This is a genomic window from Rhodobacter maritimus (genome assembly GCF_058747975.1).
In genome coordinates, this window is record NZ_CM179095.1 from 771,664 (window position 1) to 785,620 (window position 13,957).

Consider the following 13,957-nt stretch of genomic DNA (forward strand, 5'->3'; position numbering starts at 1 on the left):
GGGCGGATACCGCTCTCCTTGCAACCCCGCGAGGACGAAATGACCCTTTCCCACATCCATGCCCTAAGCGCGGCCGAAATGGCCGAACTGCATGATGTTGCCGCAGCACTTGCCGATGTCGCCCGTATCGAGACGTTGCGCCATTTCCGTGCCGAGGGCCTTGAGGCCGAGAACAAGGAAAGCGCGCGCTTCGACCCCGTGACGGTGGCCGATCGTGCGGCCGAACAGGCGATGCGGGCGCTGCTGGCGGAACGCCGCCCGCAGGACGCAATCCTTGGCGAAGAGTTTGGCGCAGTCGCCGGGTCCAGCGGGCTAACCTGGGTGCTCGATCCGATCGACGGAACCCGCAGCTATCTGGCCGGCACGCCGACATGGGGGGTGCTGATCGCGCTTTCGGAGGCGGGGGGGCCGGTCTTGGGGATCATCGACCAGCCCTATATCGGCGAGCGGTTCACCGGCGGTCTGGGCCGGGCCGAGGTTTCCGGCCCGCTTGGACAAAAGACGCTGCGCACGCGCCCCGCCCGGCCCCTGTCCGAGGCTATCCTTTTTACGACATTTCCCGAAGTCGGCACCCCGGAAGAGGGCGCGGCTTTCGCGCGGCTGTCCCGTCAGGTCAAGCTGACGCGCTACGGAACCGATTGCTACGCCTATGCGCTGATCGCGGCCGGGCAGATCGACCTGGTGGTCGAGGCCGGCCTGCAACCCTATGACGTGCAGGCCCCCATCGCGGTGATCGAGGCCGCGGGCGGCAAGGTGACCGACTGGCAGGGCAATCCCGCGCATGACGGAGGGCGCCTTCTGGCGGCCGCCAACCCGGAAATCCACGCCGCCGCCCTGGCCGTTCTGAACGCCTGAGCGGGGCGCGAAGGCGGGCGGTCATTCCCCGCGCGGGAAACGCTGGTTTTCCTCCAGCACGTTCAGATCCATGTGGTTGCGCATGTAACGCTCGGACGCGCGTTGCAGGGGCTGGTAGTCCCACGGGAAATAGGCCCCGTTGCGCAGCGCCTCATAGACCACCCACCGCCGCGCCTGGCTTTCGCGCACCGCCGCGTCGAAACCGGCCAGATCCCATCGCGCGCGGGCCAGGCTGGTCATGTGAGCGAGCGTCCCGGCATGTGCGGGATCGGCCGCAAGGTTCGCCCGCTCGTCAGGGTCGTTTTCCAGATCGTGCAGCATCGGCGGGTCGGCCTCGCACAGGGTCAGCTTGAAGCGCCCGTCGCGCAGGCATACCAGCGGCGCGATCGAGCCCTCGGCGGCATATTCCATCGGCACCGGGCCGCGCCCGCCCCGGCCAGTCGCCAGGTCCGCCAGATCCTCGCCATCGGTCCAGCGCGCAAGCGAGGCGATATCCAGCCCCGCCAGCCCCGCCAGCGTGGGCACCACATCGAGCGTCGAGACCGGGGCGTCGATGCGCGCGGGCGTCCAGCCCGGTGCCGCGACCATCAGCGGAACCCGTGCCGAGCCCTCGAAGAAGTTCATCTTGAACCACAGCCCGCGTTCGCCCAGCATGTCGCCATGGTCCGAGACGAACAGGACGATCGTGTTGTCCTCCATCCGGCCGCGTTCCAGAACGTCAAGGATTTCCCCTATCTTTTCATCGACATAAGAGATGTTGGCGAAATACCCCCGGCGCGCTCGGCGGATATGGTCGGGGGTGATGTCGAAGGCGCGGAAATCGCAGGCCTCCATCAGGCGCCGCGAATGGGGGTCCATCTGCTCGAAGGGGATCGGCGGCAGGTCCGGGTCCAGCGCCGGGCAATCCTCATACAGATCCCAGAACCGGCGGCGCGCGACGTAGGGATCATGCGGATGGGTGAAGCTGACCGTCAGGCACCACGGCCGGTCATCAAGCCGGCGCGACAGGTCATGAAGCTTGCGCGTGGCGTGATAGGCAACCTCGTCATCATATTCCATCTGGTTGGTGATCTCGGCCACGCCCGCGCCGGTGACGGAACCGAGGTTGTGATACCACCAGTCGATGCGCTCTCCGGGTTTGGTGTAATCCGGCGTCCAGCCGAAATCGGCCGGGTAGATGTCGGTCGTCAGCCGCTCCTCGAAGCCGTGCAGCTGGTCGGGGCCGACGAAATGCATCTTGCCCGACAGCGCCGTGTGATAGCCCGCGCGGCGCAGGTGATGGGCATAGGTCGGGATGTCCGAGGCGAATTCGGCCGCGTTGTCATAGACCCGCGTGCGCGAGGGCAGCTGCCCCGACATGAACGAGGCACGCGCCGGCGCGCAAAGCGGGCTTGCAGTATAGGTATTGGCAAAGCGCACCGAACGCGCGGCCAGTGCCGCAAGGTTGGGCGCATGCAGGAAGGGGGCCGGACCGTCGGGGAACAGCGTGCCGTTGAACTGGTCCACCATCAGGATCAGGATATTGGGGCGGGTCATCGTCGGTCCGGTCCTTCGTTCGTTTCGGTATCGGATCAGAGGCCGAGCGCGGCCCTGACCGCGGCCTCTCCGGGCTGGCCGTCAAGGGTGGTGACCCCGTCAAGCCAGGGGGTCAGCACCTCGGGATGCGCCTGAAGCCAGTCGGCCGCGGCCTCGGCCGCGTCGGTGCCCCCGAGGATCGCGCCCATCAGCTCGTTCTCCATGTCGATGCCGAAGGTCATCTGCGTGAACAGCTTCGCCGCGTTCGGGCAGGCCGCGGGCCAGCCCTTGCGCGCCAGCGTATGGACCTGCGCCCCGCCGTAATCGGGGCCGAAATAGGCGTCGCCCCCGGAAAGATAGCTGATCGGGAATTCGGTGTTCATCGGATGCGGCGCCCAGGCGAGGAAGACGATGCCTTCGCCCGCGTCCTGCGCACGTTTCACCTGCGCAAGCATCGCCTGCTCGCCGGATTCGACGAGGCTCCAGTCCTTCAGGCCGAAATCGTCGGCGTCGATCATCTTCTGGATGTTGGCATTGGCCGGGGCGCCCGGCTCGATCCCGTAGATCTTGTGATCGAAGGCCTCGCCATGCGTGGCCAGATCGGCGAAATCCTTGACGCCTTGCGTGGCCATGTCCTCCAGAACGGCAAGCGTGAATTTTGCACCCGAAAGGTTCTGGTTAAGCACTTCGATCGCGTCGGCGGCGTTCAGATCGTCGATGAAATGCTGCTGCGCGGGCATCCAGTTGCCAAGGAAAACGTCGATATCGCCCGTCTTCATCGACTCATAGCCGATCGGCACCGACAGCGTCTTGACCTCGGGCGTGTAGCCAAGCGCCTGAGTGACGACGGTGGCGACGCCATCGGTGGCGGTGATGTCCGTCCAGCCCGGATCGGACAGCCGGATCACCTTGCAATCGGCCCCGTCCGCCCATGCCGCGCCAGTGGCGGCGGAAAGAAGTGCTGCGGTCAGAACCCCGCGTGAAAGGAGATTTCTGTTCATGTGCGTTCCCTGTCGGTTATATTGATGTCTTATGAAGAAGCCAGCGGAAGTGCTTTTGTAGTGGGGTTCTCTTCATGGAAAACATAAATAACATTTATACCTGATGCGCCGCGTCGATCTTGGATGGATCCGCATATTCGTAGAGGCGGCGCGGGCGGGCAGCCTGTCGGAGGCCGCCAAACGGCTGAACCTCACGCAGCCGGCGGTCAGTTACCAGATCCGTCGGGCCGAGGCCGAGCTGGGTGTGCCGTTGTTGCGCCGCCTGCATCGCGGTGTTGAACTTACCGAAGCCGGCCGGCAGTTGCACGAGATACTGTCGCAAAGCGTAACAAAGATCGATGCACTGGCCCGGACATTTCAGGGCGCGCAGGGGCCGCGGGTTCTGAAGCTATACACCGATTACGCCTTTTCAGGGTTGTGGCTTATCCCGCGCATCCACCGCTTCCGCGAGCTTCATCCCGATATCGACCTGCAGGTGATCGCTACCCAGCATACCGCGCTGCGTGACCTGAAGCCCGACGATACGGCCGTCGTCTTCGGGGCCGCGGATGATTGTGCGATGCCCTGCGATCTTCTGCTGGCGGAATGTGTGGTGCCGGTCTGCACCCCGGCCTTTGCCAAGGAGCAGGGCGGCGATCTTCTGGGCCGCGCGCCGCTGATTCATCTGGACAGTCCGCTGGCGCCTTCGCCCTGGTTCACCTGGAGCGAATATCTGCACCGGCGGGGGCTTGATCCGAACTGGCGCGATCAGCGCGCAAGCCTGCATTTCAACACCTACTCCCTTGTCATCGAGGCAGTTCTGGCCGGTCAGGGCGTGGCCCTTGGCTGGCGGGGGCTGGTCGACGGTTTCCTTGCCCGGAAAATCCTGATCGAGGCGGGGCCGCCCCTGTATAATCCCGCGCGCGGTTACCTTATCGTCCAGCCCGGTCCCCAGAATGCAGCTTCCAACCTTCTGCGCGGGTTCCTGTTGGCGGAAGCCGGGGTCGGACAGCACCAGCCCCCGGACCAGGGCCCATAACGCCGTACTTTGTGGCAGTAAAACATGATGGCGGGCTTTCCCGCCCCGGATGCGAAAGCCGCGCGGGGCGTTGTTTCCGGGCGTCGGGCATGATTTAATTTTCCGGAGGTGGCATGAAACAAAGTCCGGGTTCGCGAACGGCGGAATCGGGGTCCATGGAGTTCGCCAGATTCTTCGGGGTGTTCTTCGCGGCTTAGATATGTTTGCACGGCTGCTTGCGGGCGCTTGGCGCGGGGCGCGCAAGGCCGCTGTTACTCTGCTGATCGTTATTTTGCTGGCAAGCAATGTGGCCTCGATCACTGTCGAATCCTACTGGCAGCTTCTTTCCAACGGGCTCGAGGCGATGATCGGGCTTTCCACGGTTTCCAGCCTTGTTCAGTCCGACAAGGCCAATCTTGAAAAACGATTGCGCTCCGAGCAGGCCAGGACCGCGCGCCTGAACCGGGCCGTTGAGACGAAAAACACGGCGTTGCGCAAATCTTCCGCCGATCTGAAAAAAGCGGCAGTTACGCTGCGCAAGCAAGAGCAAACACTTGCCAGGCAGGCCATGCAGATTGCCAAGGCAGAAAGCCAGTCAAAGCGCATCGGGCAAATAGCGGGTCGTGTTTCGACACGCACGGCAAAGGCGGCGCTGCTGAATACGGAGAGCATCGTTGCCCAGGCGGTGCCCGCCGCGGGGGTGGCCGTCTTCGTGGCCGTTACCGCCCTCGATGTGCGCTTCAGCTGCGAGACGATGAAGGACATGCGCGAGCTTGAGCTGCTGGCGAACCCCGCGGCGCCGTCTTCGGGTGAGGAAACACGCATCTGCGGCATGAAGGTTCCGGGTAAAGAGGATTTGTGGTCTCGGGCGGCAGAGGTCTCCGACTGGGCCGGAGAGGCGACGGAGAGTGCGGTTGAATTTGTTCGCAGGTATCCTCGCCGTCCATCCCCTGAACTCCCTCGACCCACACGGCATAGGGGACGATACCCACGATACGCCGACGGTATTTACACCGAACAGCCCGTCAAGCACACCCTACGCCTTTTCACTGAAGCGGTCGTTCGGCGACAGTACGGCATCAGAAAAATGGACTTGTAGCCGACCTCGGGGTGCAGCATGCTGTGATATTTTGGCTTGGTAAACGTCGGGTTGTCGTCGTGGGAAGGAGTGGCGGATCGGAGGGTCTGCCATGGAAACACCGGACTTACCTGCCCTTCGCGCGCTGTGCCGCGCTTGAAACAAAGGCGGGATTGCCGGTCAGAAGCGCCCGCCCAAGCTGAAGCATGTGTGTGCGATCAGAGCTCGGCTTGAGTTGGCCGAGAACCATCGCGATCTTGCGCTCTTCAACTTGGCCACCGACAGAAAACCGAGCGGCTGCGGCTGACAGCGCTGTGGCCGCCGAGTGATCCGATCCCGCGCGCCGCACGTAGATCGTCTTAGGGTGCGCGACAGCCGCGCTCGACGCTGGCTGGGGCCGGTCTCGCCCCCGTCCGCCGCACGGATGGAGAAACATGATGCTGGACCGTTCCATTTCCGCCCCCAAATCTCCTGGCGCCGCCGCCGAGGAAACCTTGGTGTCCGAGCGTATCCGCATGCGTCTGACCGAAAGCGGGCAGCGATTTAACGCCAACGACAACATTTCCGGTGCCCTGCGCGAGGGCGAACTCGAGGCGCTGCGTCTGGAGGTGGCGGAGCGGATGCAAGGCGTGCTCAGCGCGCTGGTGATCGACACGGCATCGGATCACAACACTACCGAGACCGCCAAGCGCGTTGCGCGCATGTTCGTGGATGAGGTCTTCGGCGGACGCTATCGCCCCGCGCCCGAATTGACGACCTTTCCCAACGTCTCGCACTTGAATGAGCTGATGATCGTCGGGCCGATCTCCGTGCGCAGCGCCTGTTCGCACCATCTCTGCCCGATCATGGGGCGGGTCTGGATCGGTGTGCTGCCGAACGCCGAGTCTGAGCTGATCGGTCTGTCGAAATATGCGCGCCTGACAGATTGGATCATGTCGCGCCCGCAAATTCAGGAGGAAGCCGTCGTCATGCTGGCCGACGAGCTTGAGGCTCGTATCCGCCCCGACGGTCTGGCCGTAGTGATGGAGGCCGACCACTTCTGCATGCATTGGCGGGGTGTCAAGGATGACCAGTCCGTAATGACGAATTCGGTGATGCGCGGTGCGTTCCAGACGAATTCGGATCTGCGGCGCGAGTTCCTGAGCCTGCGCCGCACCGCGCGCGACTGACCTGACCGCCGCGACGGAGACTCCCATGCTGAACCACGCCCTGCTGTACCTGATTACCGCCGCCTGCTTTCTCGTGACCGACATTGTTGGCATCAGGTTGTTGATCCGGCCTGTGTTCGAACGCCATGTCGGGCACCTTCTTGCCGATCCCATGCGGCTGGCACCTGCGGCGGTGTTCTATCTGGCCTATGTCGCGGGGATGATGTGGTTCGTCTCGATCCCGGCGCTGAAGGCGGGGGCGCCGTTGCAGGCGCTGTTCGGGGGAATGGTGCTGGGGCTTCTGTGCTACGGCACCTATGAGATGACGAATTACGCCACGCTCAGGGACTGGTCAGTGCAGCAGGTGGTGATCGACGGGCTTTGGGGAATCGCGCTGACGGGCTTTGCGGCCTGGGTGGGGGTAGCGGCGCTCAGCGGCAAGTTGGCCTGACGCGAACCTCAGACCAGCCTCCGCAACAGGTGCAAGGACAGCGAATAGGGCAGGAGGCGAAGCAGCTTGATCGCCCAAGTGAAACGGAGGGGAAAGTGGATCTCGAAGCGGTGCCGGGCCAAGCCGCGCAGAACCGCCTCGGCCGCCTGCTCGGGGGTAACGATCGCGGGCATTGCAAAGCGGTTCTTCGCGGTTAGACGGGTAGCGACGAAGCCGGGACATACAAGCCGCACATCCACCCGCGGCGCCAATTCGACCGCAAGGCTTTCGGCCAGATTGTTGATTGCCGCCTTGGTTGCGGAGTAGGGTTGCCCACCCGGCAGGCCAATATACCCCGCCACCGAACCGAAAAGCACGAGCTGTCCGCCATCGCGTAGCAGAGGCGGACAGTGCCGCGCTACCTCAAGCGTGCCCAGCAGATTGACCCGAACCATCGCCTCGACCCGTTCGGGATCCAGGTCGGCCAAGCGGCCCGGTTCATAGAGCGCGGCGGTGCAGACGATCGCATCGAAGGGTGCCCCGCTGTGCAGCATGTTGCAGGTCGCCGCGAGCGCGCCTGGCTGAGCAAGATCGAACGGCACGATATTGGCCCCGCCACACGTGGCCGACAACTGCGTCAGTGCCGCCCCGGCCCGCGCCGACAGCACGAGCTGAGCCCCGCGCGCCGCCCAGGCACGCGCGAGTGCCGCGCCGATACCGGCACTCGCCCCGATGATCCAGACCCGCGGTGCGACCGGCCCCATCCTCAGATCCGGAAGATCGGCTGCAACAGACGGGGCAACATCGCATGAAAGCGCAAGGGCGCGTCGGTCGCGGCAAGACAGATGCAGGGCTCGCCGGGGCCGGCGATGGGTTGGTGGTCGATGTCGTCATGTGCCGTCTCGACATCGCCGCGCCGGAACGCGCCTTCGCAATCGGCAAAGCTTCCCTGCAACACCAGCGTCAGCTCGAGCCCACCATGGCCATGCTCGGGCACTGCCTTGCCCGGCGGAATATAGAGCAAGCGCAACGATCCGCTGCGATCGGCCGACAGGATCTGCTGGCGGATGCCGCCGCCCAACATGCGCCAGCGTGGTGGGCGGCCCTTCAGTTCGGCCATGACAGGGGCAGGAAACACTCCAGACGCGCGCGGCGCGGCCGGCGGTGGCGGCGTATCGAGCGCAGCCATCATGCGCGCCCGTGCGCCGCTGCTGATCGCGGCAGTCCCGGCGGCGTTCAGCAGTGCGCCCCCCATCATGTCACACGCCTCATGCCGGGCGCGGCAGTCGTCGCACAGTGACAGATGCGCGGCCACCACCACCGAAAAGGCATGGGGCAGGGTGCCGCGGCGATAATCGTCGAGGAGGTCGTCAGAGATATGATGCTTGATGTCTGTCATGGGGCAATGCTCCTCAGTTCGTGTCTGAGGCGTTCGAGGCCGAGGCGGATGCGGGATTTGATGGTGCCGAGCGGCTGGCCCGTCATCTCGCTGATGCGGCTGTGGGGGATATCGTCGAAATAGGCCGCGCGCAGGGCTTCGGCCTGTTCAGGGGCAAGGCGGGAGAGGGCTGAGGTAAGGTGGCCGGCTTCCTGTTGCAAGGCGAGGATCTGGTCGGCATCCGGGTCGAGGCTGGGCAGATCGGGCATCTCTTCGGGTTGCGAGAGCGGCTTGCGGCGCGCTAGGTCGATCCGGCGGTTGCGCGCGATGCCATAGATCCAACCGGCGGCATCGGCACGGTGAGGGTCGAACTGAGCAGCCTTGTGCCAAACCGCCAGCATGACATCCTGCACCACATCCTCGGCGCTGCCATCGCGCAGGCCGCCGCGCAGCAGCATTGCCTTGAGGCGCGGGGCAAAGTGGTCGAACAGACGCCCGAAAGCTTCGCGATCGCGCCGATCGCGCACCGCGATCAAGTCTCGGCTGAGGTTGGACAGCTCTTTCGTCACCGGAACCTCCACCGCGATCAGCTCCTTTGATACGCCCTCATGCCCCGGCAGGGTCGGGGGCATCACCGAGGTATGAGTTTTGCTGCTGAGGGGCGCAATAACGGTTTCCATCTTCACCTTACGCGCCACCGAGCACAATGGATCATTTTATGCCGAAAATCTGCGGCAAAGTGATCCGGGGGCGATCTTGCCGCGTAGTGACAAGGCAACAACAAAAGAAGCCCCATGCCTTTTGACCTGACACAATGCGCCCCGCAACGTATCGCGATCATCGGAGGCGGTATTTCTGGCCTTTCGGCGGCCTGGCTTCTTGCCAGGCATCACCTGGTGACCCTTTTTGAGGCCGAACCCCGGCTGGGCGGTCATGCGCGCACGGTCATGGCCGGGCGGCGCGGTGACCAGCCTGTCGATACAGGTTTCATCGTTTTCAACTATGCCAATTACCCGCATCTGACCGGACTGTTCCGCGATCTCGACGTGCCAGTAATCCGCAGCGACATGAGCTTTGGCGTTTCGCTGGACGGCGGGCGACTGGAATATGCACTGCGATCCGTCAATTCGCTTTTCGGTCAGCGCCAGAACCTGATGGATCCGCGCTTTTACGGGATGATCCGCGATATCGTGCGGTTCAACGCCGGGGCCGAGGCGGCGGTAGCGGCGGCACCGGACCTGACGATCGGGGCGCTGATCTCGCGGATGGGCCTCGGCGCGCGGTTCCGCGATGCCTATCTCTTTCCCTTCTGCGGCGCGATCTGGTCGACACCGGATCGCGGAATCTCGGACTTCCCGGCGCAGGCCCTGGTTGGGTTCATGCGCAATCACGGCTTGCTTTCGAAGGGGCAGCACCATCAGTGGTGGACCGTCGCAGGCGGGTCGGTATCCTATGTATCGCGGCTTGAAGCGGCGCTGCTGCGAGCGGGAGTGCGCATGCGCAAAGGCGCGCCGGTGCGGTCGGTTCGCCGCGATGGAGCAGGCGTGCAGATCCGCGCCGAGGGGGACTCCGAGGAAGAGTTCGATCATGTGATCCTTGCCACCCATCCCGATCAGTCCCTGCGGATGCTCGATGATGCCGATTCAGAGGAACGGACGGCGCTCTCGGCGATCCGCTTTCAGCCCAACCGCACGGTGCTGCATGCCGATCCGCGGGTCATGCCGCGCCGCAGGCGGTGCTGGAGTTCCTGGGTCAGCCGTGGCGATACCGGGTCTGGGGCCGTCGATGTCAGCTATTGGATGAACCGCCTGCAAAGCATCCCCGAGGATGATCCGCTCTTTATCAGTCTGAACCCGAGCCAGCCGATCGACGAGCGGCTGATCTATGACGAGGTTTCGTTCCGTCACCCGGTCTTCGATCTGCCGGCCCTTGCGGCACAGGAGCGCATCGCCATGATGCAGGGTGCGCGCAACACCTGGTTTGCCGGGGCCTGGTTGCGCAACGGATTTCACGAGGACGGCTTTGCAAGCGCCTGGCGCGTGGCGCGGCGTCTGCCGTTGACCCGGGTGCCCTCATGACGCTGGCAGAGCGTCTGGCGCGGGGCGAGGTTCTGGCGCTCGGCGCCAGGATTACCCATGCCCGCCGCGGCGCACTGCGCCACAGCTTTCGCAGTCGGGCCGATCACGTGCTGCTGGCCCCGGAAGCGGCGCGGCCACCACGGGGGATGTCGCTCGACCGCTTCAACCTGCTGGCACTGCACCGACGCGATCATGGTGGAAAGCGTGGAGCAGGACAGGGAGCCGACTGGGCCTGGGCCGCCTTCGCGCAGGCGGGCCTTGCGCGCGATCCCGGCCGCGTTCTGGCCCTGCTGACGCAGCCGCGCTTTCTGGGATACTGGTTCAATCCCGTCAGTTTCTGGATGCTGATCGAGGGTGACTCCCTCTGCGCGGTCATTGCCGAGGTCAACAACACCTTCGGCCAACGCCACAGCTATCTGCTGGCGCAACCCGAATTCGCCCCGATCACCCCCGCCACCCGGCTGAGCGCGCGTAAGGTGTTCCATGTTTCGCCATTTCAGGACGTGGCGGGCGAGTATCGTTTTCGCTTCGACCTACGGCCTGACAGCCTCTCGATCCTGATTTCGCAGATCGACGGTAATGCCGGTGTTGATACAGCCATGAGCGGTCCGCTTGTTGCGTTGACAACCCGTGCCATCCTTGGCAGCGCGCTGCGTCGGCCAGGCGGTGCCCTTCGGGTCATCGCCCAGATCTACTGGCATGCGCTGCGCCTGAAACTGAAGGGTGCCGCCTATCGCCCGCTTCCGCCCCCCCCACATGAGGAGATCAGTCGATGACCATCGCATCCCGCGCGCTTCAGACCCGTTTCTTCTCGGCCCTCGAAGGCATCGGTGAGGGGCGACTGATCGTCACCACCCCGGACGGGGCGCGGCTGAACTTCGGCGCGCAGGGGCCTGAGGCCGAGGTGCGTATCCGCGACTGGCGCCTTCTGCGGCGGCTCGCGATGCGCGGAGATGTCGGACTGGCAGAGGGCTGGATCTCGGGCGATTGGCACAGCGATACGCTGGAGGGGGCGCTGTCGATTGCGATGTGCAATCGGGCAGACCTCGCGCAATGGTCGGAACCCACGCGGCTGCAGACCTGGTGGATGCGGTTGATCGACCGGTTCTTGCGCGCCAACAGCTTGCGCGGGTCATCGCGCAACATCCGTGCGCATTACGATGTGGGCAACGAATTCTATCAGCTCTGGCTGGATCCTGGCATGACCTATTCATCGGCGATCTTCGCCGCAGATGATGATCTGGAAAAGGCACAGACACGCAAGAACGAACGCATCCTGTCGCGGCTTGCCCCCGGAGAGCGCCTGCTGGAGATCGGCTGCGGCTGGGGCGGATTCGCCGAAGCCGCGTCAGAGCGCGGACATCGTGTCACCGGCATCACGCTTTCACCTTCGCAGAAGGGCTATGCCGATGCTCGTCTGGACGGGCGCGCCGAGATCCGACTGCAGGATTATCGCGCGGTGACGGGCTGCTTTGACAATCTGGTGTCGATCGAGATGGTCGAGGCCGTTGGCGAACGCTACTGGCCGACCTATTTCGCCATCCTCAAGGCGCGGATGGCCGAGGGCGGGCGGGCAGTATTGCAGACGATCACGGTGCCGGATGCCGAATTCTCGGTTTATCGACGGCGATCGGATTTCATCCGCCAGCATGTCTTTCCCGGCGGCATGTTGCCCTGTTCGGCCAGCATCTCGTATGCCGCGGGGCAGGCCGGGCTGCGGGTGCAGGACAGCTATGCCTTCGGTCAGGATTACGCCCGCACCTGCCGGATCTGGGCGCAGCGGATGATGGAGGCGCGCGCGCGGATCCATCGCCTGGGCTATGGCGAGGCGTTCCTGCGTAGCTGGCAATTCTATCTCGAGGGCTGCGCTGCTGCTTTCGCTACCGGGCGTTGCGACGTGGTTCAGGTCACACTTCGTCACGACGGATCATGAGCGCGCACTCCGAAAGGGAGCCGGAACCGGCAACCTGCAAAGGGCGTTTTACGCTTGTTCAACGGAGAGTGAAAATGAATGACCGTATCATACGGCTGGCGATCCTGATTTTGGCGGTGGGCTTTGCGGCCTCGCCAATCATCTCGAACGGGTTTGGCGGATTTTACCGAGAGAGCTTTCCCGTGCAGGTGGACCGTTGGCCCGCACAACCGGTGGGCTGGGCATTCTCCATCTGGGGGCTGATCTATCTGGCCTTGATTGCGACCGCCGCGATGGCAGTGCTGCGGCCAGCCGCCACGCCGGGTTGGAGCCGTGCCGCGCTTCCGCTGGGGCTCAGCCTGTTCATCGGCATGTTCTGGATCGAGGCGGCGATGCGCGCACCGGTTCTGGCGACAGTGATGATCCTGCCGATGGCGGCGGGTGCTGTCATGGCGATGCGGAGGCTGGGACCGGCGTGGCGTGAGCATGCGGCGGTCGGGCTTTATGCGGGCTGGCTGACAGCGGCCTCGGGGGTGGCAGTGTCGGTGGTGCTGACGGGCCATGGCGTGCTGCCGCCCCGGATCGCGGCCATCGCGCTGATCGGGGTGGTCCTTTTGGTTGCGGTGGCCGTCGCGGCAAACCGTCCGGCGATCTGGACCTACCGTGCCGGGGTGATCTGGGCGCTCGTCGGAGTGATCGTGGCCAATCTCGCTGCGCGGGACTGGCTTATTGCGGGCATTTGTGCGGCGGGGGTCATGATGGTGATGGTGGCGCATCGCCTGGTCCCGCTCGATACGAAGCGGGGCTGAGATGAATGCCCCCGGTCTTGTTACGCGAAAGGCCCCGGGCAATGCCCGGGGCCCCATGTCTGCCGTGACGCCCGGATCAGTTGGCAGGCGGAAGAATGACCGTGTCGATCACATGAATCACACCATTCGACGCCTCGATGTCGGCCGCCGTGATCTTGGCGCCGTTGATCGTGGCACCGCCTTCAAGCGAGATGGTTACCGGTGCACCTTGCACGGTGGCGGCGGTCATGCCCTCGGTCAGGTCGGTCGATTTCACGGCGCCGGGGACCACGTGATAGGTGAGGATGCCGACCAGCTGGTCCTTGTTTTCCGGTTTGAGAAGGGTCTCAACCGTGCCTTCGGGAAGCGCCGCAAAGGCGGCATCGGTCGGTGCGAAGACGGTGAACGGACCCTCGCCTTTCAGCGTGTCGACCAGCCCGGCCGCCTGCACCGCAGCCACCAGCGTCGTGAAATCGCCCGCGGCAACTGCGGTGTCGACGATGTCGGCCTTGTTTCCGTCGGCAAAGGCAGTCCCGGCAAGCATCAGCGTGGCGGTGGTCGTCAGCATCATTTTACGCAGCATCTGGAAACTCCTTTTTGTGGTCTGTCAATTTGGCTCAGGAGGCATCGTCGTGCCGTCCTTGGAAGGGTTACGGGCCGGAGCGCGGCGCGGATCACCCCTAGCGTCGCCGTCCGGGCCTATCCGGGCCAGTCTCACGCAGACGTGACCCAAACGCGTATCAGAGCGGCGACGCAAAGCGGTCCGATGATCGATGC

15 protein-coding genes and 1 pseudogene are annotated in these 13,957 nt (G+C 64.4%); 10 read left to right on the forward strand and 6 right to left on the reverse strand.

Going from position 1 to position 13,957, the window contains the following annotated elements; all coding sequences use genetic code 11:
* Positions 1-39: 39 nt before the first annotated feature.
* Entirely contained in the window at positions 40-855 is an 816-nt protein-coding gene (gene hisN / locus AC4PTO_RS03880; RefSeq protein WP_492732066.1) for a histidinol-phosphatase, read from the forward strand.
* A gap of 21 nt (positions 856-876) precedes the next feature.
* On the opposite strand, the gene betC is transcribed toward hisN, so the two are convergent.
* Both betC and choX read right to left on the reverse strand, forming a co-directional pair.
* The gene (betC, locus tag AC4PTO_RS03885; protein ID WP_492732068.1) at positions 877-2,391 is read right to left on the reverse strand and encodes a choline-sulfatase; all 1,515 of its coding nucleotides are present in this window, start codon (positions 2,389-2,391) and stop codon (positions 877-879) included.
* 35 nt (positions 2,392-2,426) lie between these two features.
* Positions 2,427-3,371: a choline ABC transporter substrate-binding protein gene (gene choX / locus AC4PTO_RS03890; RefSeq protein ID WP_492732070.1), complete on the reverse strand. Its 945-nt coding sequence runs from the start codon at positions 3,369-3,371 to the stop codon at positions 2,427-2,429.
* A 103-nt stretch (positions 3,372-3,474) separates the two neighbouring features.
* On the opposite strand from choX, the gene AC4PTO_RS03895 reads away from it, so the two are divergent.
* The 5 genes and pseudogenes from AC4PTO_RS03895 to AC4PTO_RS03915 all read left to right on the forward strand — a co-directional run bounded on the left by AC4PTO_RS03895 (position 3,475) and on the right by AC4PTO_RS03915 (position 7,045).
* The gene (locus tag AC4PTO_RS03895; RefSeq protein WP_492732072.1) at positions 3,475-4,389 is read left to right on the forward strand and encodes a LysR family transcriptional regulator; all 915 of its coding nucleotides are present in this window, start codon (positions 3,475-3,477) and stop codon (positions 4,387-4,389) included.
* Between the two features lie 199 nt (positions 4,390-4,588).
* A complete protein-coding gene (locus tag AC4PTO_RS03900; RefSeq protein ID WP_492732073.1) occupies positions 4,589-5,467 on the forward strand; it encodes a hypothetical protein in 879 nt (292 codons plus the stop codon).
* A gap of 151 nt (positions 5,468-5,618) precedes the next feature.
* Positions 5,619-5,747: pseudogene (locus AC4PTO_RS03905) on the forward strand (integrase); the annotation flags it as partial.
* A 133-nt stretch (positions 5,748-5,880) separates the two neighbouring features.
* A complete protein-coding gene (gene folE, locus AC4PTO_RS03910) occupies positions 5,881-6,615 on the forward strand; it encodes a GTP cyclohydrolase I (protein WP_492732074.1) in 735 nt (244 codons plus the stop codon).
* A gap of 25 nt (positions 6,616-6,640) precedes the next feature.
* Positions 6,641-7,045, forward strand: a complete 405-nt coding sequence (locus tag AC4PTO_RS03915) for a DUF2177 family protein (RefSeq protein WP_492732076.1) — start codon at positions 6,641-6,643, stop codon at positions 7,043-7,045.
* Positions 7,046-7,053: 8 nt separating this feature from the next.
* Here the strand turns inward: AC4PTO_RS03915 and AC4PTO_RS03920 are convergent, their stop codons facing one another.
* The 3 genes from AC4PTO_RS03920 to AC4PTO_RS03930 are packed head-to-tail and all read right to left on the reverse strand — an operon-like array spanning position 7,054 to position 9,082.
* The gene (locus tag AC4PTO_RS03920) at positions 7,054-7,788 is read right to left on the reverse strand and encodes an SDR family NAD(P)-dependent oxidoreductase (RefSeq protein ID WP_492732078.1); all 735 of its coding nucleotides are present in this window, start codon (positions 7,786-7,788) and stop codon (positions 7,054-7,056) included.
* 2 nt (positions 7,789-7,790) lie between these two features.
* Positions 7,791-8,423, reverse strand: coding sequence for a ChrR family anti-sigma-E factor (locus tag AC4PTO_RS03925; RefSeq protein ID WP_492732080.1), 633 nt, complete (start codon positions 8,421-8,423; stop codon positions 7,791-7,793).
* Entirely contained in the window at positions 8,420-9,082 is a 663-nt protein-coding gene (locus AC4PTO_RS03930; protein ID WP_492732082.1) for a sigma-70 family RNA polymerase sigma factor, read from the reverse strand. Before AC4PTO_RS03930 ends, AC4PTO_RS03925 begins: the two co-directional genes overlap by 4 nt.
* 114 nt (positions 9,083-9,196) lie before the next feature.
* Between AC4PTO_RS03930 and AC4PTO_RS03935 the strand changes: the two genes are divergently transcribed.
* The 4 genes from AC4PTO_RS03935 (at position 9,197) to AC4PTO_RS03950 (ending at position 13,201) form a co-directional block, all read left to right on the forward strand.
* Positions 9,197-10,480, forward strand: a complete 1,284-nt coding sequence (locus AC4PTO_RS03935; RefSeq protein ID WP_492732084.1) for an NAD(P)/FAD-dependent oxidoreductase — start codon at positions 9,197-9,199, stop codon at positions 10,478-10,480.
* The gene (locus AC4PTO_RS03940; protein ID WP_492732086.1) at positions 10,477-11,256 is read left to right on the forward strand and encodes a DUF1365 domain-containing protein; all 780 of its coding nucleotides are present in this window, start codon (positions 10,477-10,479) and stop codon (positions 11,254-11,256) included. Before AC4PTO_RS03935 ends, AC4PTO_RS03940 begins: the two co-directional genes overlap by 4 nt.
* Positions 11,253-12,413, forward strand: coding sequence for a class I SAM-dependent methyltransferase (locus AC4PTO_RS03945; RefSeq protein ID WP_492732088.1), 1,161 nt, complete (start codon positions 11,253-11,255; stop codon positions 12,411-12,413). The genes AC4PTO_RS03940 and AC4PTO_RS03945 overlap by 4 nt, the downstream gene beginning before the upstream one ends.
* A 74-nt stretch (positions 12,414-12,487) precedes the next feature.
* Positions 12,488-13,201: a TspO-related membrane protein gene (locus AC4PTO_RS03950; RefSeq protein ID WP_492732090.1), complete on the forward strand. Its 714-nt coding sequence runs from the start codon at positions 12,488-12,490 to the stop codon at positions 13,199-13,201.
* 76 nt (positions 13,202-13,277) lie between these two features.
* On the opposite strand, the gene AC4PTO_RS03955 is transcribed toward AC4PTO_RS03950, so the two are convergent.
* Positions 13,278-13,763, reverse strand: a complete 486-nt coding sequence (locus AC4PTO_RS03955; RefSeq protein WP_492732092.1) for a fasciclin domain-containing protein — start codon at positions 13,761-13,763, stop codon at positions 13,278-13,280.
* Between the last annotated feature and the right edge of the window lie 194 nt (positions 13,764-13,957).